We start from the raw sequence: 22,086 nt of genomic DNA on the forward strand, positions 1-22,086 counted from the left end.
ATTTTCCGATAAGACATCCTTGTCTTATCGGAAAACGGCGCACGTCCTGTGCGCCGCCCTCCGGGTCTCCACTTGACCGGTAAAGCCGCAAAGCAGATCAAAATCACGGCAACGGCAACGGCAACGGCAACGGCAACGGCAACGGCAACTCCACAGCCCCTTTTCAAAGGGGGCACAAGCGCGGCTCAGTACAAATCGATCGGATCGACGTCCAGCGACCAGCGCACCTTGCGCGCTTCCGGGCAGGCGTAGATCGCCGGCAGGGCGGCATCGAGCGCGGCGTGCAGATGGCGCCGTTCCAGCGCGGTCAGGATCAATTGCGCGCGCTGGTAACCGGCGCGGCGCGGCATCGGCGCCGGCAAGGGGCCGTTGATCTCCAGGGCGGGGCGCTGTCCCGGTGCGGGGCGCCGGCGCGGGTCGGCGAAGGCATCGATCTCGCGCCGTGCCTTGGCCAAGAACGCATTGGCGACGTCGACCTCCTGCGCTTCGGCGCGCAGCAGGGCCATGTGCGCGAACGGCGGAAAATCGGCGGCTTCGCGTTGCGCGAGCTCGGTTTCGGCGAACGCGGCATAGCCGCCGGTCAACAGCGTATGCAGCAGCGGATGCTCGGGATGATGAGTCTGCAACAGCACTTGCCCGAGTTTGTCGGCGCGGCCGGCGCGGCCGGCCACCTGGATCAATAGTTGGGCGAGTTTTTCCGGCGCGCGGAAGTCGGCGCTGAACAAGCCTTCGTCGATGCCGACCACCGCGACCAGGGTCAGGTTCGGCAGGTCGTGGCCCTTGGCGAGCATCTGCGTGCCGACCAGGATGCCGGGCGCGGTGCCGAATTCGGCCAAATGCTGTTCGAGCGCGTCGCGGCGCTGAGTGGTGCCGCGGTCGATGCGGCGCACGGGGTAATCGGGGAAGCGCGCGCTCAGGGACTCTTCGATGCGTTCGGTGCCGGCGCCCTGCGATTGCAGGGCCAGGCCGCCGCAGTCGGGGCAGGCGTTCGGTGCGGGCCGGCGCGTACCGCAGTGGTGGCATTGCAGGCGCCGGCCGCCGCCGTGCACGGTCATCGGCGTGCCTTTGAGCGGGGTGCTGCAACGCGGGCAGTGCGCGGTCCAACCGCAGTCGTGGCACAACAGCACCGGCGCATAGCCGCGCCGGTTCTTGAACACCAACACCTGGCCGCCGGCGTGGAGCGCCTGGGCGATGGCGTCGACCAATTCCGGCGACAGGCCGGCCTCGATCGGGCGCTTGCGCACGTCGACCACCCGCACCTGCGGCGCCTGCGCCTGGCCGGCGCGGCGTTGCAGGCGCAGATGGCCGTAGCGCCCGGCCTGGACGTTGCGCAGCGACTCCAGCGACGGCGTGGCGCTGCCGAGCAGGATCGGTATGTTCAAAGCCTTGGCCCGGACCAGGGCGAAATCGCGGGCGTGGTAACGGATGCCGTCCTGCTGCTTGAAGCTGCCGTCGTGTTCCTCGTCGATCACGATCAGGCCCGGCTGCAGCAGCGGCAGGAACACCGCCGAGCGGGTGCCGACCGCGACCCGCGCTTCGCCGCGCGCGAACGCGGCCCAGGTGCGGGCGCGTTCGCCGTCGGACAGGCCCGAGTGCAGGGCGTGGATCGGCACGCCGAGGCGGGCGCGGAACCGCGCCAGGGTCTGCGGGGTCAGGCCGATCTCCGGCACCAGCACCAGGGCCTGCTTGCCGCGCGCCAGGCAGTCGGCGATCGCGTGCAGGTAGACCTCGGTCTTGCCGCTGCCGGTGACGCCGTCGAGCAGGAAGGGCACGAAGCCGTCGGCGGCCAACACCGTGTCGACGGCGTCCTGCTGTTCCTCGTTGAGCGCCGGCCCCGGGCGCGGCGCCGGCGCACGCGCGCTGGCCGGGACGGCGATGCGCTCGGCCAGATCGCGCTTGGCCAGGGCGCGCGCGGCGCTGCGCCACTCGTCCAGGGCCTCGTCGAGACGGTCCTCGTCCTGGGGGCCGTCCTGCAGCAGGTCGGCGAGGCGGCGCGGGCGGCCGGCGCGCAGGCCTTCGCGGCCGGTGCGGCCGGCCTCGGTCAGGCACCAGGCCCAGGCATGGGTGTCGGGCAGCGGCTCGCCGTGGCGCAGCGGCCCGGGCAGGGCGGTCGCCAGGACCTCGCCGAGCGGGGCATGGGTGTAGCGGGCCAGCCAGCGCAGCGAGTCGAACAGCTCGCCGTGCAGCAGCGGGTCGGCGTCGATCCGGCCCAGGGCGGTCTTGAGTGCGGCCGGGTCGGTCTCGTACTCGGGCGCGCCGACTTCGGCGACCACCCCGACCAGCTCGCGGCGGCCGAACGGTACCCGCACCCGGTGGCCGACCGCGGCGTCGCCGTCGGCCTGGCTCGCAGGCGGCAGATAGTCGAACAGCCGCGGCAACGGCAGCGGCAGGGCGACGCGCCAGACGGTCGACGGCGGTGGAAACAGGGCCTCGGGCATGACGCCAGTCTAGCGACCGGGAACGATCGGCGGCAGCCGAAGGAGTTGCAGGCCATAGCTCGCTATTACGTGACATTAATCACGTAACTTGCGGTATACCAAGGGAAATCCCCCTTATCCACACGGGCTGTGGATAAATCTGTGCATGGCGGGTCGGCAGCGATGCGCGAGAGCGTTGAAATAAGCCCTCGGGTTAGGTTGGTGAAAAAAGTGCCAACGCGGTTATTTGTATATTTATCAGAGCCTTAGCCGTGAAACATGGCTGTCATGCGGTTCTCGCTGCCGGCAAACCGAGGCTTGATGACGTTTCCATTACTGCTGTGCACAACCACTTTTGATCGCAGGCCGCGTCCTGCTTCGCGCTGGCGCGCGTCGGCGCTTTGTCAAGCGGTTTTGCACGCCGCCAGCCTCGCTATGATGGAGCGTATGGTGAAGTCGTTCCGATGAGTTCCAGACCCCCGTCCCCCAGCTCTACCGCCCCCCGGCAAAACGCTCCGGCAGCCCTCTCGGCCTTCCTTCGGGGCGTCGAACGGCGCGGCGCCGTGCTGGCCGAATTGCAGGCCGGCGATGCCGCCGCCGGCGACGCCGCGCTGGCTTCGGCGATGGCCGGTTTCCGCCAGGTCGCTGCCGACGCCTCGCTCAGCGATTGGCCGACCCGGTTCTGGGCGCTGCTGCTGACCCAGCCCGGCCTGCGCCACCGCACCCCGGTCGCGATCGCGGTCGAGGCCACCGACCGTCTCGCCGACCTCGGCAGCGGCCCGCGTGCCGCCCTGTTGCTGCGTCTGGCCGCCGGGCTCGGCGAGGGCGAGGCCGCCGCGGTGCTCGGCGTCGCTCCGGCGACCTATCGCCTGGCCCTGCAACGCGCCCTGCCGCGTCATGCCGACGGCCGCGCCGATCCGCAGGCCTGGCAGCAACTGCGCGAGCAGGTGCACCGCCGCATCAAGACCCTGCCGGCCGAGCGCCTGGCCCGTCTCGGTCAGGTCCGCGAAGCGGCCCTGCAGGGTGTGGCGGTAACCGCCACCGCCGGGGCCCGTGCCGAGGCCGCGCCGCGCTCGCGTCCGCGCTGGCTGATGCCGCTGTTGTGGAGCCTGCTGGCGCTGTGCGTGCTGGCGTTCGCGGCGACCTTCTGGCCGTTCGGCGGGTTCGCCGGCGGCTGGCTCGGCGGCCCCGACGGGGTGCGGGTCAGCCCCTTGCCGGAGGCCGCCGCGCCCGCCCAGCGCTACAGCCACGAGGCCGGGCTGATCGCCCACCGCGATTTCGCCTTGCTCGCCGACCCCGACGGCCAGGCCGCCGCGGCCGAGGTCGACTTCCACAGCTGGCTCGCCGCGCGCGACGCCGGCACCATCCCGCTGCTGGCGCCGGCTCCGGCCGATGCGCCGGTGGCCGCCGAGGCCCCCGCCGGCGCGCCGGCGCCGGGTTCGGAAACCGACGCCCCCGAAAGCGAAGGCCTGGAGAGCAGCGATGCGCCGCAGTGATTCCCCGCGCCGTTGGGTATGCGGCCTGGTCCTGGCTGCCGTGGCGGCGCTGACCCCGGCCGCGGCCCTGCCGCCCGATCTCGGCGAGATCCTGCAGCGCCTGCCGCCGTCGGTACAGGTGCGGCTGCAGGAAAACGCCAAGCGCTGGGCCGGCTGGAGCCCGGATCAACGCCGCGACTTCAACCATCGTGCGGCGCAGTGGGATGCCCTGAGCGTGCAGCAACGCGGCGAGCGCCGCGAACGCTATCTGGCCTGGCAGGTCTTGAGCGCCGAGGAACGCGCCCAGACCCAGGCCGCGGCGGCACGCTACGCGGCCCTGCCGCCCGACCAGCAGCAGGCCTTGCGCGCGCAGTTCGACGCCATCGACCGCAGCGATCGCCGCGGTTGGTTGCTCGGGCCTGCGCTCGGCGCCGACTACCCGGCCCTGCAGCCCTTGCTGGCGCAGATGCCCGAAGCCCAGCACGGCGCCATGCGCGAGGCCTTGCGCGCGATGACGCCGATGCAACGCAAGGACCTGGCGGTGCTGGTCCAGCGCACGCCGCCGCACGACCGCCAACGCCTGCGCAGCGGGCTGCTGGCGACCCCGGCGCCGAACCGCGGCGCCTGGCTCAGCGAAGAACTGCAGCGCTGAGCCTTGTGACGGCGGTGGCGGCGGCAAGCCTTGTTACATCCGCCGTCGCCGCGGCCTGCTAGCGTCGGCGCGACCCTCCGCCAGGCCTGCACGCATGATCGTCGAATACATCCGCTACACCCTCGAACCCGACGCCTGCGCGGCCTTCGAGCGCGATTACGCGCGCGCCGCTCTCGTGCTGGACGCATCAAAGCATTGCCTGGCCTACGAGCTCTCGCGTTGCCTCGACGAACCGCATCGTTATCTGCTGCGGATCGAGTGGGACAGCGCCGAGGGCCATCTGCAGGGCTTCCGCGGCAGTCCGGAGTTCCGCGACTTTCTCGCCGCGATCCGCGGCTACATCGGCGCGATCGAGGAAATGCGGCATTACGCGCCGACGGCGGTGGTCGGGGCGAAGACGGCGATGGCCTGAGCGTCGCGCCGTCGTCGCCGCAACATCAGTGCAACCGCGCAAGCCGCCCGCGAGTCAGCGCTGCAGCGTCCGCAGCACTCGGCGCGAGGCGTTGAAGCGGCCGCCGAAGCGCGCCATGCCGTCGGCGCGCAGCCGTGGCGCATGTTCGCGCAGGTAGTCCTCGAGCGCGGCCCGGTCGCGCAGGCGGTACTGCACGCACAAGCCGACGCGGCCGTCCGGCGCCGAGGGTTCCAGGGTTTCGTGCAAGTCGGCGCCGAGAAAGCCGGGCAGGGCGCAGATCTCGGCGATATGCGCGCGCAGCCACTGCAGATACTCGTCGGCGATGGCGCCGTCGAGGTCGAGCGTGACCTCGTAGACCACCTCGCCGGCGGAATGCGCGCTCACATCCGCACCACGGCGGCCACCGCCAGGATCATCGCGGCGAAGGTCAGCAGGAAGAAATACAGCGTGCCGATCACGCTGTAGCGCAGCAGGGTCACCAGCCAACCGTTGCCGTATACGCGCTTTTGCATGATCAGCAGATAGATCGGCATCCACGCCCACAGCAGGCCGATGCCCCAGCCGCCGATCCAGACGAAGCCCGGCCAGTGCGGAGTAATCGCGCCGCCGAGCAGCATCAAGACGAACATCGCCAGGATCGACAGGCACAGGTAGACGTGGCTGTAGAGCGCGACCGCCAGGTGTTCGAGATAGCCGCGCCCCGAGCCCAGGTAGGCGATCTTCAGCAACAGCGCGAACAGCGGCACCATCAGGAACAGGGCGGTCGGCACCGCGCTGATCAGCGTGTGCACATAGCGCCAGGGTTCCTTGCGCAGGCGCTTGATGTTGGCTTCGCCGCGGCCGACCTGTTTGTTGAGCCAGTCGTTGGCGGCCTTCGGCCACCAGCTCACGGCCAGCGGATTGGTCTGCGCGTTCCAGGCCTTGCCGTTGAACGACAGCGGGTCGCCGATGTCTTCGCAATCGGTCTCGCCGTAGCGCTCCGGATCGGACTTGCGCGCGACCGGGCCTTCGCTGGCCAGCGCATGCAGTTGTTGCAACTGGGCGGCGCGGCAGCCGGCTTCGGCGTTGACCAGACGGATCTTGTTGGCCTGCTCGATCGCCGCGGTGGATTTCGGCGCCAGCTTGGCCAGTCCGGCCTGCAGCGGCGCGATGCGCTCGTCGCGCACCCGTTCGACCTCGGCCAGGGTCTTGGCCGCTTCGAGGGTGCCGCTCTTGGGCACGAACGCGTCGCGCACGCCGGCCGCTTTCTGCTCGGCGACCTGCTTCGCGTCCAGGCCCTGGTCGATGCGCAGTTTCTCGATGCGCTTGTCGGCCTGGCGGTTGATCGTGTTGATCGAAGTGTCGATAGCGTTGCGTGCCTCGGCCGGCACCGCCTGGCTGGCCGCCTGCAGTTCCTTGACCGTGCGCGCGCGCAGCGCTTCGACCTCGACGATGCTGTCGGCGTTCTTGATCTGCTTCTTGCTGTTGCCCAGGCGCACCGTGGTGTTCTGCATGGTGTGCACGTCGAAGCCCTGGGTGCCCTCGTCGATGTGGATCGCGAACTGGGCGACGAAGAAGGTCAGCACCGAGACGATCACGAACAGGCGCAGCGGCGCGACATAGCGAACGCGATGGCCGCCGATGTAGTTGCGGGCGACCCGGCCCGGAGACAGCAGATCGCGCAAAGTGCGGAAAATGCGCCCGTCGAGGTGCCAGAACGACTCGAACACCTCTTCCAGGGCGTGGCCGGCGTGGCGGATCGGGTTGACCACCGACTGGCTGCAGACATGGCAGTAATGCCCCTGCAACAAGGTCTGGCAGTTCTCGCAATGAGTCAGGTCGCCATGGCCGCCGGCGGCCGAAGATGAAGAGTCGGTCATCTGGAATCGATCAGGCTCCCCGGCCTTCACTTTCGAGCGGGTAAGATAGCCGTCCGCCGCGACCCGGCGCCAGCGCCCTAGACCGGATGCGCGGCCGCAGTCGTGCTGTTGGTCCTCTCCCATGTCTGCGTCATCTCCTTCCATCTCCCGCGCCGGTCTGGCCGGGGAGATCCGTACTACCGTCGTCCTGGCCGCGCCGCTCGTCGCCGGCCACGTTTCCACCGGCCTGATCGGCTTCGTCGACAACACCCTCGCCGGCCACCACAGCACCACCACCCTGGCCTCGGTCACCATCGGCACCGCCTTGTGGTGGCTGCCGATGATGGTGCCGATCGGCACCCTGCTGTCGGTGCCGCCCTCGGTATCGCAGCTCGAAGGCGCCGGCCGCCGCGGCGAAATCGGTGGCTTGTTCCGCCAAGCATTGTGGATGGCGGTGCTGCTGAGCGTGTTTTTGTTTGCGTTCCTGACCCTGATCCCGCACGCGCTGGCGGCGATGGGGATCGCGGCGGAGATCATTCCCGGCGCGCGCGACTTCCTGCACGGCATCCGCTGGGGCGTGCCGGCGCTGACCCTGTTCTTCTGCATGCGCTATCTCAGCGAGGGCCTGCACTGGACTCTGCCGACGATGTTGCTCAGCGCCGGCGGCCTGTTGATCCTGCTGCCGCTGGGCTACGTGCTGACCTTCGGCAAGTTCGGTCTGCCGGAAATGGGCGCGGGCGGGCTCGGCATCGCCTCGGCGGCGATGCTGTGGGTGCAGGCGATCGGCTTCTTCCTGGTGCTGCGCAAGGCCAGGCGCTTCGCCGACCTGCGCCTGTTCGAGCGCTTCGACCCGCCGCATTGGCCGACCATCCGCGGCCTGCTCGCGACCGGCCTGCCGATCGGGGTGACGGTGTTGATGGAAGGCAGTCTGTTCATCGTCACCGCCCTGTTGATCGGCCGCCTCGGCGAAGTGCCGGCGTCGGCGCATCAGATCGCGATCAACCTGTCGGCGCTGTGCTTCATGGTGCCGATGGGCCTGGCCGAGGCGACCACGGTGCGGGTCGGCCATTCCCTGGGCCGGCGCGACTACCACGGCGTGCGCAACGCGGCGTTCGCCGGCTATGCGATCGTGGTCGGCACCCAGTTGCTTTCGGGCATCCTGCTGCTGACCGCCAACGATCTGCTGGTGAGCTTCTACACCGCCGACGCCGCGGTCGCGACCCTGGCCGCCTCGCTGCTGCTGTACGCCGCCGCGTTCCAGTTCCCCGATGGCATCCAGGTGCTGTCGGCCGGCGCGCTGCGCGGGCTCAAGGACACCCGCAGGCCGATGATCCTGGCCGCTCTGGCCTATTGGGGCGTCGGCATGCCGGTCGGCGCCGGCCTCGGCCTGGGCCTGGGCTGGGGCCCGAAGGGCATGTGGATCGGCCTGATCGCCGGCCTGACCGTGGCCTCGGTGCTGCTGTGCACGCGCTTCATGCGCTCCAGCGAGCCCGAGCGCCTGGCCCGGCGCATGGCCGAGGAGTCGCCGCACGAGGTCGATCCGCGCGAGACCGGTTGCACCCGCGAAGCCTGAACGACGGCTGCGCTAAAAGCCCATTACCGCTTGAAAATCTGCGTTACGAATGGCGGATGAAACCCGACACCGCGCCGGGTTAGTCTGCGCCTGTACACATGGAGCCTGTGCAATGAACGATACCGCCCCGCGTCGCGGCCCCTTGGCCCGTTTCTTCGTCGGCGCCTGGGACACGATGAACTTCACCCGCCGGTTGATCTTCAACCTGGTGTTCTTCGGTTTCCTGTTCTTCTTTCTGCTGGCCGTGGTCTTCGGCGGTCGGGCACAGCCTCTGCTGGATCGCACCACCCTGGTGATCGCGCCGGAAGGCGCGCTGGTCGAGCAATACAGCAGCGACCCGGCCTCGCGCGCGCTCGGCCGCATCTTCGGCGACAAGAACGAGGAAGTGCAGCTGCGCGACCTGTTGCGCGCGCTGGACGCGGCCAAGGACGACAAGCGCATCGAGCGCGTCGTGCTGCGCCTGGACAAGCTGCAGACCTCGGGCATGGCCTCGATGCGCGAGCTGTCCGAAGCGGTCGCGCGCCTGAAGGCGAGCAAGAAGGAAGTCATCGCCTTCTCCGAGAGCATGGACCAGAAGCAGTACCTGATCGCGGCGCAGGCCAACGAGGTCTTCCTAGACCCGATGGGCGGGCTGCTGATCGAAGGCCTCGGCCGCTATCGCCAGTACTACCGCGAAGGCCTGCAGGACAAGCTCGGCGTCGACGTGCACCTGTTCCGCGTCGGCGAGTTCAAGTCGGCCGCCGAACCCTACATCCTCGACGCCGCCTCGGAAGAGTCCAAGACCGCCGACCTGTTCTGGATGAACGATCTGTGGTCGCGCTACCTCGGCGACGTCGCCAAGGCGCGCAAGCTCGATCCGGCCCAGCTCGCCGCCGGCATCGACGAATTGCCGCAGCGCCTGGCCGCGGTCAAGGGCGACCTGGGCAAGTACGCGGTGCAGCAGAAGCTGGTCGACGGCCTGAAGACGCGCGAGGAAGTCGACACTCTGCTGACCAAGCGCGGCGTCGCCGACGAAGACGCCGACGGCGGCTTCCGTCAGATTTCGTTCGAGGCCTATGTCGCCGGCCTCGACCGCGTGGTCAATCCGGCCGACACCCGTCCGCAGGTCGCCATCGTCGTCGCCGAAGGCGAGATCTCCGGCGGCGAGCAGCCGCCGGGCACGATCGGCGGCGTCTCCACCGCGGCCCTGCTGCGCGAGGCGCGCGACGACGATCACGTCAAGGCGCTGGTGCTGCGGGTGGATTCGCCCGGCGGCGAGGTGTTCGCCTCCGAGCAGATCCGCCGCGAGATCGTCGCCCTCAAGGCGGCCGGCAAGCCGGTGGTGGTGTCGATGGGCGACCTCGCCGCTTCCGGCGGTTACTGGATCTCGATGAACGCCGACAAGATCTACGCCGATCCCTCGACCATCACCGGTTCGATCGGCATCTTCGGCATGATCCCGACCGTGCCGCGCGCGCTCGAGAAGATCGGCGTGCACACCGACGGCGTCGGCACCACCCGCCTGGCCGGCGCCTTCGACATCACCCGTCCGCTGTCGCCGGAAGTCGGCGCGGTGATCCAGAACGTCATCGACAAGGGCTATGCCGATTTCACCGGTCGCGTCGCCACGGCGCGCAAGCGCCCGGTCGCCGACATCGATGCGGTTGCGCGCGGCCGCGTCTGGAGCGGCGCGCAAGCCAAGGAGCGCGGTTTGGTCGATGCCCTCGGCGGCCTGCCCGAAGCGATCGCCGACGTCGCCGCCCGCGCCAAGCTCGGCAAGGTCGAGGACTACCGCGTGCGTTACGTCGAGAAGATGCCGACCCCGTTCGAGCGTTTCTTCGCCGGCTTCGCCCAGAGCCGGGCCGGGGCGGCGTTGCTCGGCCAGTCCGATTTCGCCCGTGGTCTGCTGAGCGAGGCGATGCCGCAGGCGGCCGCCGACCTGCGCTTCCTGCAAAGCTCGGTCAAGCCGACCAGCGGCGTGCCGATCAAGGCGCTGGCCTACTGCTTCTGCGAGCTCTGAGCCGGGTTCGCCCCGCTCGCCGAGTCAACCAAACGGGCCGCATCGCGGCCCGTTTTTTTTGCGCCCGGCGCCGGCTCAGCCGCCGGCGGCTTCGATCGCCGCGCGCTGCTGCTGCGCGGCTTCGTCGACCGCGGCCTCGGTCGACTTCGCCTGTTCGATCGGTTGCTGGATCGCATCGCGCAGCTGCGTCGCCTGCGGTTCGACCGGACGCTCCTTGTCCGGCGGTTGCGGCTTGGAGCAGGCCGCCAGCGCACACAGCAGCGCGGCGGTCGCCAGGGATGAGGCTATCGGTACGGTCCGGTGAGGCGTCATGGCGGGCGTCCTGGGTCGGCGAACGCCGTTATGCTACGCCCGTCGCGCAGCTCGCGCGTCGATCCGAGACTGGTTGGAGGACGGCATGGACCCGAAACGTTGGCGATTGGACGGACAGCTCGCGCTGGTGACCGGCGGCAGCGCCGGGATCGGCCGCGCGATCGCCCGCGAACTGCTCGGTTTCGGCGCCGACGTGCTGCTGGCGGCGCGCGACGCCGCGGCGCTGGAATCGGCGCGGGCCGAGCTGCTCGAGGACTTTCCCGAACGCGAGGTGCAAGGCTTCGTCGCCGACGTCGCCGACGACGAGCAGCGCCGCGAGCTGCTCGACTGGGTCGAGGATTTCGGCGAAGGCCTGCACATCCTGGTCAATAACGCCGGCGGCAACCGCAGCAAGCCGACCAACGACTACACCGAGGACGAGTGGCGGCAGATCTTCGAGATCAACCTGTTCTCGGCCTTCGAGCTGTCGCGCTATGCGCACGCCCTGCTGACCCGCCACGCCTCGTCGAGCATCGTCAACATCGGCAGCGTGTCGGGCAACCTGCACGTGCGCACCGGCGCGCCCTACGGCATGAGCAAGGCGGCGATGCACCAGATGACCCGCAACCTCGCGGTCGAATGGGCCGAGGACGGCATCCGCGTCAACGCGGTCGCGCCGTGGTACATCCGCACCCGCCGCACCTCCGACAAGCTCGCCGACCCGGATTATCTCGACGAGGTGCTGCTGCGCACGCCGCTGGGCCGGATCGGCGAAGCCGAGGAAGTGGCCGCCGCGGTCGCCTTCCTGTGCCTGCCGGCGGCGGGCTACATCACCGGCGAATGCATCGCGGTGGACGGCGGCTTCCAGCGTTACGGTTTCTGAACCCGGCGGCGCCGGTCGCGCCGAAAGATGCGGCCGGGCGAGCCTGCCCGCGCCCCGTTGCTGGGCGCGGTTTGGCAGTTGCGCATGAGCGGCGGGCGTATACTTCGGGCATGCGCGTTTCGCTGACCATCGTCGCTGCCGACGGGGCCGAACTTCCGGCCGGCAGCCCCGTGCGGGTGCAGTTGCGCGACACCTCGTTCGAGGACGCACCGGCGCGCACCCTGCAGGAATGGCAGGCGGTCGTGCCCGAGCACGCCAAGGCCGTGCCGCTGAGCATCGAGATCGATACCAGCGCCGACGAAGCCACCTTTTGGGTCCACGTCGATCGCGACGGCGACCGCCGAGTCACCGTCGGCGACTACATCACCACCCGTGCCTACCCGCTGCGCACCGCCTCCGCCGAGATGACCCTGGTCGTCAGCCGCATCGACTGAGCTCCGGCCAGCCATTCGGCCACCGCGCGCCCGATCGGCTGCCCGGTGCGCTGTTCGATGAAGAGGAATTCGCCGGCGGTGTTGATCTCGAAGAAGTAGTACTCGCCCTGCGGGGTGAGGCGCAGGTCGATCGCGCCGTACTCCAGGCCCAGCCGTTGCATCAGCGCCAGCAGCCGTTGCCGCAGCGGCAACGGCAGCGCGTGCTCGCGCACCGTCGCCGCGCCGAGGTTGGGACGGAAATCGATCGAACCCGGCACCGGGTCGAGCTTGATCTCGGCCGGGAACAAGCGCCCGCCGACCGCGGTGACGCGGATGTCGGCCGCGGCCGGCACGAACTCCTGGAAGATCACCGGCGCCAGCCTGACCGTGTCCAGGTGGGCGAGGTCGTCCTCGCCGAGCAGGCGCGTCTCGCGCCACACCGCATGGGTGCACGAGAAGGTCTTGTGCACGGTCGCGCCGGGCCCCAGCGCGTGCACGAACTCGCGCACGCGCTGCGGGTCGGAACTGATCAGGGTGCGCGGCACCTTGAAGCCGAGTTCGGCGGCGATGCGCAACTGCGCGGCCTTGCGCGAGGCGGCATCGTCGCGGCCGGGCTCGTTCATCCAGCGCGCGTCGCCGAGCAGACGCCACAGGCCGTTGAGCGCCTCGTTCCATTCGTTGGCGGTGAACAGGTGCGCCTGCGCATCGGTGACCGAAGACAGGTCGGGCGCCTGCGGCCGGCGCCACCACACCGAGCCCACCTCGTCGAGCGCATGGCGTTCGCCGCCGGCGCGCGCATAGTCGATGCGCGGACGCGCGCCGTCGGCGTAATCGATCGAGAGCGTGGCGCGATCCGGAAACTCGGCCAGATCGAACAGCAATGCCGGTCGCTCCATCGCCTGCAGATGGTCGAGCACGCAACGGGCATGGGCATCGGCTTGGTGCGAAATCAGCAGGATCACGGCACGCTCTCCCGGTCAGCCGTTGCCGCCGCCGGCGCCGGATTGGGCCAGTTGGGCGAGTACCGCGGCGGTTTCGTCGTATTGCGACTGCAGCGCGGCCCGGGCCATGTCGGCGCGGGCGAGTTCTTCGGCGAGCTGCTGCAACTGGGCATCGAGCGCGGCCACGGTGTCGGCGTTCTCGTCGCCGACGTCGCCGGCCGAGGTCGCCATCGCGAACGGCAAGGCGCCGCGCGCGGCCGGATTGACCAGCAGCGGCGGACGTCCCGGCAGGGTCAGGTTTTCGGCGATGGTCGGCCCCGGGTCGAAGATGCCTTCCTTGCGCGTGTCGGTGACCTGCTCCTTGATCGTGTCGGTGATGATGTCCTTGCGGATTTCCTTGAGGGTGTCGCTGAGCTTGTCGCGCACCGCTTCCTTGATGCGTTCCTTGAGCGTGTCGGTGGGCGATTCCTTGATCGTGGTCAGCGGGCAGAACGAATTGACCGCGGCGATGTCGCCGGCCGACAGGCTGCTGCGCTGGCCGATCACCGTGCCCGGCGGCACCGCGCCGATCGGCACGATGGTGTCCTTGCCGTTGGACGAGAACGCGTTGCGCGGGTAATGCATGATCGAGCCGTAGTCGTAGCTGCCGATGTCGTCGCCGTCGCTGATGTGCTGGTTGAAATTGTGCTCGTAGCCGGCGGTGATGTTGGCCCACTGGATGCTCACGAACGAATCGCGGTCCTCGCGGCTCTGCTCGTGCCACAGGCCGACGACGTGGCCGATCTCGTGGATGGTGTTGCCGAGGCTGCAACTGCTGGCGAGGTTGACGAATTGCTGGCCGCCGCGCCGGCCGACCTGGGCCGAGCAGCCGCTGCCGGGGCGGAAGGTCACGTAATCGGCTTCGGTGGTGCGCAGGATAAAGCGGAAGCGAGTCTTGGCTTCCCAATGCGCGATCGCATCGGTGACGCGAGCCGTGTTGGGCAACGCCGGGTCGATGGTGTAGGGGATCCTGCAGCCGGGCCAGCGGAACTGCGAGCCGCTGATCGCCACGGCCATCGCCACGCCCGAAGTGGATTCGGAGCGCAGCATGTCCGAGATGCGTTCGACCTCCTCGACCGTGCCGAGCACGATGTCGCCTTCGAACATCGCCATGCCGTCGATTTCGACGTACTGCACGGCCTTCGCGCGGAAGGTCTCGCCGCGGATCAACGCGGTGCGCACGGTGCCGCCGCCGCGGAATTCGCCTTGTTTGGCCGGCTTGGCTTTATCGCCGGCGGTGCCTTTCCTGGTTGCCATCTGCCGTCTCCTGTCGCCGTCGCGGTGACACGGGCGCGGGCCCGTGCCGGCGAAGGCGCAGGACGCCGCGTGTCCGTCGCCGCGGCGGCGGGCTTCGGGCCGTGGGTGGCGCGCGATGGCGCGCCGATGCCTCGGCGATTGCTGATGTGGACTAGCGGCATGCGTGCGGCGGCCAGGGCCTGGCCGCGGCGGGCGATCGCGTACGACGCTTGCGCCAAAGAGGCTGCGATCGACGCGTGGGTGCGCTCGGCGCACTCGGCGTGTCGATGGCCGAGCGCGCGAACGAGTTCGCATGTCCGTTCGAGTGGGATGCCGGCCCGTGCTTGGCGTCGTCCACCGTGGTCCAGCGCGTCGTGTCCCTCGACGAGGCGGGGCCGTCCTCGCTGCGGCGGCTCCAGCTATAGGAACGCGCCTGCGGTGCGCGGCCGGACAGATCCGATCGCGTTTATGTGCGCTGTGTCGGCGATCAGGCGATGCCGGTGCAGCTCGGCCGGCGCGGCTCAGCGGCCGCAGGTGCTCTCGGTGACGATGCGCTGGATGCGCGCGACTTCGGCGGCGGAGGCGTCGCGGCTGTCGCTGCGACCGAAACGCAAAGCCGATTCGGCTTCGCGCAGGCGCTGCTTCCAGTTTTCGCACAGCGCTTCGTCGGGCAGGCGCTGGCATTGGTCGTCGACCATCTGGCAGGCCACGCCGGCGCCGGAGGCGGTGGTGCCCAGGCCGGTGGTCTGCAGCGCCGCACAGCGCTGCGGCGGACGGCCGTCGTCGCTGAGGTAGCGGCCGTTATCGTAGGTGCGGCATTCGAACAGCACCGGCGGCGGCAGGCGGTCGCCGTCGGCGATGGTGGATTTGGGGGCGGCCGGCTTGGCCGCCGGCGGCCGGCTGACCGAAGGCAGTTGCGAGGACACCGGCGGGTGCGGCGGCGGGGCGTTGGCCGGTGCGATCGGCGGCACCGGCGAGGTGATGAACAACGGCGGCGCCGCGCTCGACGGCGCCGAATCGATGACGCGCTTGTCCTGCGTGCTGCCTTTCGGGCACGGCGTGTTGTTCTGCACGGTCAACTGGCCGAGGGCGTCGGTGCAGCGGTAGATCACGACCTTGCCGGGCTGGGCGGAAACGCCGGCACAGGCCAGCAACAGGACGGACAAGCACCACCACACACGCATCAGTAAGCTCCGCAATCGGCGTTCAGGCGCGCATCGATGCCGCGCTGTTCTTGGGTGATCTGGGCGCGCTCGCTCTGCAGCGCGCTGTTGTAGCGGCGGTCGCCTTCGTAGCGGCGGTCGCGCAGACGGCTGCAGACTTCCTGCTGCGGCAGTTGCTGGCATTCGTCGCGCACCAGCTGGCTGCCGTAGTAGACGCCGTAACCGTAATCGTAGCCGCCGGAATAATACCCGCCGGAGCGCGCGGTGCCGGCGTAGGCGACGTTGCCGTGGCGGCCGGCGATGGCGATGCGCGCGCCCGGATCGCCCAGGCGCGGGGTCGGCGCACCGATGCGGCCGCCGAGCGAGGTACGGTTGTTATAGACCGGCACGCCGTAGCCCAGGTCGACGATCGGCATCATGCGCGGATTGCCGTCGCCGTTGTTGCTGGTGTAGCTGCTGCCGTCCGGGCGGACGCATTCGTACATCGGCTGCGGCGTGTGCACGATCAAGCGCTGCGGCCGGCGTTCGGAGGCGACCGGCGCCGGTGCGGCGACAGCGGTGTCGAGCGGGCGCGGCGGCGGGTCGACCGGCCGCATCATGGTCATCGTCTGCTGACGCTGGCCGCCGGTGCATGGCGTATCGCGCAGGCTGATGTGGCCGTGCTCGTCGGTGCAGCGGTAGATCAATACCTCGGCGGCGTGGGCGCTGCCGGCCAGCGCGCCAGCGCACAACCAGGCTGCGAGCGCGCTTGGCAAGAGCAGGCTCGGCAAGAGCGCGGCCGGTACGAGGCGGAGGCGGCGGGCACGGGACATGCGCGCATCTTGCGCTTCCGCTGCGTTACGGGAAAGTCGAATCCGCGGCCGAGCTGGCGTGTGGTGAGTACCCGATGGCGAGGCGTTCGGCAGCGGAGCGGGACGCGGCCGGGGCACGGGCCGGTGCCAGTTCAGCCGTGCACGGTCAGCTGCGCATGTTCAGCCCCGCACGACCTCGCCGCTGAGCGCCACCCGGATCGCGGTCGGCGCGGCCAGGCCGCCGGTCTCGCCCTCGCAGACGCCGTCGCTGAGCGCGAGCAGGGCCGGGTCGAGTTCGCCGCGGCGGAACGCCGGCGGATGGCCGGCGAGGTTGGCGCTGGTCGAGACCAGGGCGTGGCCGAAGGCCTCGCACAGGGCACGCGCCTGCGGGTGCGCGGTCACCCGCACCGCGACGCTGCGATGGGCTCCGCTGATCCACGACGGCAGCGCCGCGGTCGCCGGCACCGCCCAGGTATGCGGCCCCGGCCAACTGGCGAGCACGGCCTCGCGGCGCGGCGCCGGCAGGGCGTCCCAGTCGACCCAGGCATCGAGTTGGGCGATCGACGCGGCGATCAGGATCACCCCCTTGTCGACCGGCCGCCGCTTGATCGTCAGCAGGCGATGCACCGCGGCTTCGTCGCGCGGATCGCAACCGATGCCCCAGACCGCTTCGGTCGGGTACACCACGACGCCACCGCGTGCGAGCGCGGCGGCGGCATCGGCGATGGACAGGGCAGGGGCGGGCATGACGGCTCCGGGCGGTGGCAACCGCGAGTGTCGCATGCACGCGCGAGGCCGCTCCAGGGAGCGGCCTCGCAGGCGGCCGGGCCGTTCAAGCCACGACGACCGCAAAGCTTCCGTCCGTTCGAGCGGACGGATCAGTGGCCGTGGTGGGCGTGTTCGTCGGCGTAGGGTTGGGCCGACTCGGGCAGGCGCACGTCGAAGGCGTAAGAGCGGTTGCCGGTCAGCCAGACGTGGTTGCCGGCGCTGCCGGACTTGGCCTGGATCAGCTCGGCGCCGCGCTTCTCGCCGATGCGGGCGAAACGCGAACGCGCGTTGACCTCGTCGCCGACCCGGCGCGGCCAGTCGATCACCGAGGTCTCGCCGGCGCGCAGCACGGTCTCGACCTTCTCGGCGTCGGAACCGTCGGCGTTGAACACGCGCAAGGTGACCGTGGTGCCGACCGGATAGTCGTTGGCGACGTTGAGGTTGCCGGCATCGCGCCAGGCCGAGTTGCGCTCGGCCAGCGCGTTGCTGAAGTTGACGTCCATGCAGGTGTAGAAAGCTTCGGTCGAGTCCGAGCGCTGCCAGGTGTTGTAGATCACGTGGCGGCCGGTGCGGTTCGGCAGGGTGCAGGTGATGTGGTAGTTGTTGCCGCTCGACAGCGGCACCTTCGCGCTCTTGCAGAACTGCTGCATGCTGCTCCACTGCAGCGCGGTGCTCGGGTTCCAGCCCTGCGGCGTGACATAGAACGTCCATTCCTTGGTCGCGTGCGGTGCGGTCGCATAGAAGGTGAAGGTGTGGCTGGCGCCGGAACGCAGCGTGGTGGCCTGCCAGTCGCTGCGCAGCACGTCGAGGCCGCGGAAGGTCGGGTTGCCGCCGCTGCACAGCTTGCCGTTGGGCACCACCGCCTGGTGGTTGCTGTTGGCGTTGGCCTGGTTGATGCCGTTCCAGTCGTAGAACAGCTGCGGTCCGGCGACCGCCCAGGCGGCGCGGCAGGCCGGGTCGGCCGGGTTCTCTTTATTGCCGAGATAGCACTTGTAGATCCGGCTTTGCGGATTGACGAAGGTGCCGTGCGCCCAGACGGCGGACACGGGCGACAGCGCTGCGCACAAGGCGGCGCCGGATACGAGGAGAGAGGTGCGGGCAATGCGGTTCATGGCGACTCCTGTCGTCGGGATAGGTGAAAGACACCCCCCAACAACTTCGGTCGTCCATCGATCAGCGCGATTTCGATCGCGTCTTGAATGCGCACGATCCTAGACGGCGCTTCGGCGCGAATCTGTGCGTGCGGTCGCCATGCGAGGAGACGCCGGCGCATGGAACGGCGGCGGAAAGCCCGAAAGCGGGCTTTCCGTCACGCCGTGCGGCCGCCTCAGGCGACCGCTTTCTTCACGACTTTCTTGGCCGCCTTCTTGGTCGCGGTCTTCTTGGCGACCTTCTTGACGGCTTTCTTCGCCGCTTTCTTGGCCGGCGCTTTCTTGGTCGCGGCCTTCTTCACGGCTTTCTCGGCCGGCGCCTTCTCGGCGACCGCTTTCTTGGCCGCGGCGGTCTTCTTGGCCGCCTTCTTGGCCGGTTCCTTCTTCGCCGCGCCCTTCTTGCCGAAGCGGCCGCGCATCGGCTTGCCGGTTTCTTCCATCAGCTTGACCACTTCCTCCAGGGTCAGCGAGGCCGGCTCGCGATCCTTCGGGATGCGGCCGTTGAGCTTGCCGTCGCTGATGTAGGGGCCGAAGCGGCCGTTGAGGACCTGGATGTCGCTGCCCTCGAACTCCTTGATGATGCGGTTGCGGGCGATCTCTTCCTTCTCTTCGATCAGGAACACCGCGCGCGCCAGGTCGATCGTGTAGGGGTCGTCTTCCTTCTTCAGCGAGGCGTACACGCTGCCGCGCTTGGCGAAGGGGCCGAAGCGGCCGACGCCGACGCTGACTTCCTCGTCCTTGTCCAGGCCGAGCTTGCGCGGCAGCTTGAACAGTTCGAGCGATTCCTCCAGCGAGATCGTGTGCATGCTCTGGCCGGGACGCAGGGACGCGAAGGTCGGCTTGTCCTCGTCCTCGGCGGTGCCGATCTGCGCGTACGGCCCGTAACGGCCCAGGCGCACGCTGACCGGTTTGCCGCTCTTGGGGTCGGTGCCGAGTTCGCGCGCGCCGGTGGCTTCGCTGCGGTCGACCGATTCCTTCTTCTCTTCGACGAGCTTCTTGAACGGCCCCCAGAAGCGCTCCATCAGCGGCACCCACTCTTCCTCGCCGCGCGACACCGCATCGAGCTCGTCCTCGAGCTTGGCGGTGAAGTCGTAGTCGACGTACTGAGTGAAGTGGCCGGACAGGAACTTCGACACCGCGCGGCCGACGTCGGTCGGACGGAAGCGGCGGCTGTCGAGTTCGACGTACTTGCGGAACAGCAGGGTCTGGATGATCGAGGCGTAGGTCGAGGGGCGGCCGATGCCGTATTCCTCGAGCGTCTTGACCAGCGAGGCTTCCGAGAAGCGCGGCGGCGGCTCGGTGAAGTGCTGGTCGGCGTGGATGCGGTCGAGCGGGATGCGGTCGCCGGTCTTCATCAGCGGCAGCTTGCGGCCTTCGTCCTCGTCCTCGGCGGCCTTGGCGTCCTTGCCTTCCTCGTACACGGCGAGGAAGCCCGGATCGATCACGGTCGTGCCGGAGGCGCGGAAGCTGTGCTCGGAGCCGGCGGCGAGATCGACGCTGACCGTGTTGAGCGTGGCCGGCACCATCTGCGAGGCGACGGCGCGCTTCCAGATCAGCTCGTACAGACGGCGGCCGTCGTCGTCGAGGAAGCGCGAGACCTGCGACGGCGTGCGCAATGCCGAGGTCGGGCGGATCGCTTCGTGCGCTTCCTGGGCGTTCTTGGACTTGGTCTGGTAGGTGTTCGGCTTGTCCGGCAGGGCCTTGGTGCCGAAGTCGCGGGCGATCACGTCGCGGATCTCGGCGACGGCTTCCTGCGACAGGCTGACCGAGTCGGTACGCATGTAGCTGATCAGGCCGACCGTGCCCTCGTCGCCGAGCGCCATGCCCTCGTACAGCTTCTGCGCCACGCGCATGGTGCGCGAGGTGGTGAAGCCGAGCTTGCGCGAGGCTTCCTGCTGCAGGGTCGAGGTGGTGAACGGCGCGGCCGGGCGGCGCTTGCGTTCCTTGCTGGTGACGTCGGTGACGTGCAGGGCGCCGTTGGCGGCCGCGACGATCCGCTTACGCGCGCTTTCGGCGGTTTCGCCATCGGTGATGGTGAACTGCTCGAACTTCTTGCCGTCGAATTTATTGAGCTTGGCGGTGAACGACTGCTGCGGATGCGCGCACTCGGCCTCGATGCTCCAGTACTCGCGGGCGACGAAGGCTTCGATCTCTTCCTCGCGCTCGACGATCATGCGCAGCGCCGGCGATTGCACGCGGCCGGCCGACAGGCCGCGCTGGACCTTGCGCCACAGCACCGGCGAGAGGTTGAAGCCGACCAGGTAGTCGAGCGCGCGACGCGCCTGCTGCGCATCGACCAGGTCGCTGGCGATGGCGCGCGGGTGGCTCATCGCCTCCTTGATCGCGCGCGGAGTGATTTCGGTGAACACCACGCGCTGCAGCGGCTTGCCTTCGAGCAGGCCGCGCTCGCGCAGGATCTCGCCGATGTGCCAGCTGATCGCCTCGCCCTCGCGATCCGGGTCGGTCGCCAGGAACAGGTTGTCGGCGCTCTTGGCGGCCTTGGCGATCGCGTCTACGTGTTTCTCGTTCTTCTCGATGACGGCGTAGTCCATCGCGAAGTGGTTGTCGGGATCGACCGCGCCCTCTTTGGGCACCAGGTCGCGGACATGGCCGTAGGAGGCCAGGACGGTGAAGTCCTTGCCGAGGTACTTGTTGATCGTCTTGGCCTTGGCGGGCGACTCGACGATGAGGAGGTTCTTGGCCATGGGTACTCCGCAGGCCCGGTGCGGGCGCTGCACGGCAGCGGTGCCTCGTGAGGCAGGGGTTAAGAAGGCGACGCCCGCAGCGTTCGGCTGCGGGCGTTCAGGTTTCCTTTTTCTAGTGGAATCATGAGCCGGCCGCAGCTGTCAAGCGCGGCCTGCCGGAAACGCCAATAAATTGGCACTGAAACACTTGAAGAGGGCGTGATGGCGTACAGCCTGTTCAGCTTACAGAGCGTTGCGGCTCAGTTCCCGAACATCGGTAGCAACGCCATCGCGAGCACGACGCCGACATAGAGTAGCCATAGCAGGCCGCCCAGTACGAGCACCACGATCGCGACCGGCCCCAGATCGCGGCGCTGCATCTCCGGACGCCCGGTGTAGGCCCAGCGATCGACCACCTGGGTCTTGGCCAGGATGTCGTGCAGGCCGCGCTTGCGGTCGGTGAAGGCGATCATCAGGAAGCCGACGCACAGGCTCAGGTAGGACAGCAGGCTCGACGCCCAGCGGCCGAGCGCGCGCATCCGGGTCAGGCGGCGGCCTTCGGCATCGACGACCTTGATCCCGACCGCGAGCTTGCCGAGCGTGGCCTGCATCGACGAGGACTCGAAGCCGACGTAATAGGCCGCGCTGATCAGGCCGATGCAGGTGTAGACCACGCCCATCAGCACCGCGATGGCGACGCCGGGGTTCTCCAGCCAGGTCGCCGAGGACAGCCCCGAGGCCGACGACATGCCGAACCCGATCAAACCGACGGTCAGGACCATGCTGACGGCGTAGTAGGCGATGCCGACCAGCAGCGAGTCGATCATGTAGGCGGCCAGGCGCTTCCAGAAGCCGACATGGACGACCTCGAAGCCGTGGACGACGGTGGTGTCGTCGGCGACGCCTGCGCGCGGCGCGGCATAGGGCGAATCGGATTCGACCGCGGCGCCGCTGCCGTCGTAGGCCGGTGCGGCAGGCGCCAAAGGGGCGATCGCGGCTGTCGCCGGCGCGGCGCTCACGCTGGCCGCGGCGTGGGCCGGGGGATCGGCGACCGGGCTGTCGGCCGTAACCGCCGCTGCGCCGGGTTGGGCTTGCTGCGGCCGCTCGGGCTCGGCCGCGAAGCCGGGCTCGGCGACCAGTTCATGGGCGAGTTCGCGCCAGGGACGCCACTGCGTCAAACCGTCGCGCCAGACCAGGGTGTCGGGGCCCAGCTCGCCGCTGCGGTGACGTGCGGCCATGTCGGCGCCGTCGAGCGGCCCGTGCTGGTTGCGCTCGTTGTCGCTGTAGTACCACTGGCTCATCGCGAATCTTGGTCCTGTCTAGGGGGCGGTTCTACTGGGTCGGGNTCGCCGCCCGGGTG

Annotated in this window: 19 protein-coding genes; 7 read left to right on the forward strand and 12 right to left on the reverse strand. The window is 69.3% G+C overall.

Annotated features, from left to right (window positions below; translation table 11 throughout):
* Positions 1-185: 185 nt before the first annotated feature.
* Positions 186-2,438 carry a primosomal protein N' gene (locus tag ACTJJK_RS12005; protein WP_223621313.1) on the reverse strand — a complete coding sequence of 751 codons (2,253 nt, stop codon included), beginning with the start codon at positions 2,436-2,438 and terminating at the stop codon, positions 186-188.
* 542 nt (positions 2,439-2,980) lie between these two features.
* Here ACTJJK_RS12005 and ACTJJK_RS12010 point away from each other — a divergent pair.
* From ACTJJK_RS12010 to ACTJJK_RS12020, 3 genes are all read left to right on the forward strand, one after another.
* Positions 2,981-3,913 (forward strand): hypothetical protein, encoded by a 933-nt coding sequence (locus ACTJJK_RS12010; protein WP_440730299.1) that lies wholly within the window; start codon positions 2,981-2,983, stop codon positions 3,911-3,913.
* A complete protein-coding gene (locus ACTJJK_RS12015) occupies positions 3,900-4,544 on the forward strand; it encodes a DUF3106 domain-containing protein (RefSeq protein ID WP_440730300.1) in 645 nt (214 codons plus the stop codon). Before ACTJJK_RS12010 ends, ACTJJK_RS12015 begins: the two co-directional genes overlap by 14 nt.
* 94 nt (positions 4,545-4,638) lie before the next feature.
* Positions 4,639-4,956 (forward strand): antibiotic biosynthesis monooxygenase family protein, encoded by a 318-nt coding sequence (locus ACTJJK_RS12020; protein WP_031372116.1) that lies wholly within the window; start codon positions 4,639-4,641, stop codon positions 4,954-4,956.
* 54 nt (positions 4,957-5,010) lie between these two features.
* On the opposite strand, the gene ACTJJK_RS12025 is transcribed toward ACTJJK_RS12020, so the two are convergent.
* A complete protein-coding gene (locus tag ACTJJK_RS12025; protein ID WP_161786116.1) occupies positions 5,011-5,340 on the reverse strand; it encodes a DUF4286 family protein in 330 nt (109 codons plus the stop codon).
* On the reverse strand, positions 5,337-6,815 hold the full coding sequence (locus ACTJJK_RS12030; RefSeq protein ID WP_440730301.1) for a DUF3667 domain-containing protein: 1,479 nt from the start codon (positions 6,813-6,815) through the stop codon (positions 5,337-5,339). Before ACTJJK_RS12030 ends, ACTJJK_RS12025 begins: the two co-directional genes overlap by 4 nt.
* Positions 6,816-6,936: 121 nt before the next feature.
* Here ACTJJK_RS12030 and ACTJJK_RS12035 point away from each other — a divergent pair, with 121 nt between their 5' ends.
* Positions 6,937-8,367 carry an MATE family efflux transporter gene (locus ACTJJK_RS12035; protein ID WP_081930882.1) on the forward strand — a complete coding sequence of 477 codons (1,431 nt, stop codon included), beginning with the start codon at positions 6,937-6,939 and terminating at the stop codon, positions 8,365-8,367.
* A gap of 112 nt (positions 8,368-8,479) precedes the next feature.
* The gene (gene sppA / locus ACTJJK_RS12040; RefSeq protein ID WP_408952013.1) at positions 8,480-10,366 is read left to right on the forward strand and encodes a signal peptide peptidase SppA; all 1,887 of its coding nucleotides are present in this window, start codon (positions 8,480-8,482) and stop codon (positions 10,364-10,366) included.
* Positions 10,367-10,441: 75 nt separating this feature from the next.
* Here the strand turns inward: sppA and ACTJJK_RS12045 are convergent, their stop codons facing one another.
* Positions 10,442-10,678, reverse strand: coding sequence for a hypothetical protein (locus ACTJJK_RS12045; protein ID WP_440730302.1), 237 nt, complete (start codon positions 10,676-10,678; stop codon positions 10,442-10,444).
* 85 nt (positions 10,679-10,763) lie between these two features.
* On the opposite strand from ACTJJK_RS12045, the gene ACTJJK_RS12050 reads away from it, so the two are divergent.
* Together ACTJJK_RS12050 and ACTJJK_RS12055 are read left to right on the forward strand one after the other, a co-directional pair.
* Positions 10,764-11,540 carry an SDR family oxidoreductase gene (locus ACTJJK_RS12050; RefSeq protein WP_031372121.1) on the forward strand — a complete coding sequence of 259 codons (777 nt, stop codon included), beginning with the start codon at positions 10,764-10,766 and terminating at the stop codon, positions 11,538-11,540.
* A 110-nt stretch (positions 11,541-11,650) separates the two neighbouring features.
* Positions 11,651-11,974, forward strand: coding sequence for a YbaY family lipoprotein (locus ACTJJK_RS12055; protein ID WP_031372122.1), 324 nt, complete (start codon positions 11,651-11,653; stop codon positions 11,972-11,974).
* Here the strand turns inward: ACTJJK_RS12055 and ACTJJK_RS12060 are convergent.
* The 8 genes from ACTJJK_RS12060 to ACTJJK_RS12095 all read right to left on the reverse strand — a co-directional run bounded on the left by ACTJJK_RS12060 (position 11,917) and on the right by ACTJJK_RS12095 (position 22,027).
* Entirely contained in the window at positions 11,917-12,915 is a 999-nt protein-coding gene (locus ACTJJK_RS12060; RefSeq protein WP_051885004.1) for an MvdC/MvdD family ATP grasp protein, read from the reverse strand. The two genes, ACTJJK_RS12055 and ACTJJK_RS12060, sit on opposite strands and share 58 nt — an antisense overlap.
* A gap of 15 nt (positions 12,916-12,930) precedes the next feature.
* Positions 12,931-14,190 (reverse strand): Dot/Icm T4SS effector Zinc-dependent metalloprotease LegP, encoded by a 1,260-nt coding sequence (gene legP / locus ACTJJK_RS12065; RefSeq protein WP_051885005.1) that lies wholly within the window; start codon positions 14,188-14,190, stop codon positions 12,931-12,933.
* A gap of 500 nt (positions 14,191-14,690) precedes the next feature.
* On the reverse strand, positions 14,691-15,353 hold the full coding sequence (locus ACTJJK_RS12070; RefSeq protein WP_223621309.1) for a DUF4124 domain-containing protein: 663 nt from the start codon (positions 15,351-15,353) through the stop codon (positions 14,691-14,693).
* Entirely contained in the window at positions 15,353-16,144 is a 792-nt protein-coding gene (locus tag ACTJJK_RS12075; protein WP_440730303.1) for a DUF4124 domain-containing protein, read from the reverse strand. Before ACTJJK_RS12075 ends, ACTJJK_RS12070 begins: the two co-directional genes overlap by 1 nt.
* Positions 16,145-16,303: 159 nt before the next feature.
* Positions 16,304-16,870, reverse strand: coding sequence for a Sua5/YciO/YrdC/YwlC family protein (locus ACTJJK_RS12080; RefSeq protein ID WP_031372127.1), 567 nt, complete (start codon positions 16,868-16,870; stop codon positions 16,304-16,306).
* A 131-nt stretch (positions 16,871-17,001) separates the two neighbouring features.
* Positions 17,002-18,003: a lytic polysaccharide monooxygenase gene (locus tag ACTJJK_RS12085; protein ID WP_223621307.1), complete on the reverse strand. Its 1,002-nt coding sequence runs from the start codon at positions 18,001-18,003 to the stop codon at positions 17,002-17,004.
* Positions 18,004-18,218: 215 nt separating this feature from the next.
* Positions 18,219-20,747, reverse strand: coding sequence for a DNA topoisomerase I (locus ACTJJK_RS12090; protein WP_031372129.1), 2,529 nt, complete (start codon positions 20,745-20,747; stop codon positions 18,219-18,221).
* Between the two features lie 239 nt (positions 20,748-20,986).
* The gene (locus tag ACTJJK_RS12095; RefSeq protein ID WP_440730304.1) at positions 20,987-22,027 is read right to left on the reverse strand and encodes an RDD family protein; all 1,041 of its coding nucleotides are present in this window, start codon (positions 22,025-22,027) and stop codon (positions 20,987-20,989) included.
* Positions 22,028-22,086: the final 59 nt, after the last annotated feature.

The sequence above is a fragment of the Lysobacter sp. 22409 genome (genome assembly GCF_052045105.1).
Classification (GTDB): domain Bacteria; phylum Pseudomonadota; class Gammaproteobacteria; order Xanthomonadales; family Xanthomonadaceae; genus Lysobacter; species Lysobacter antibioticus_B.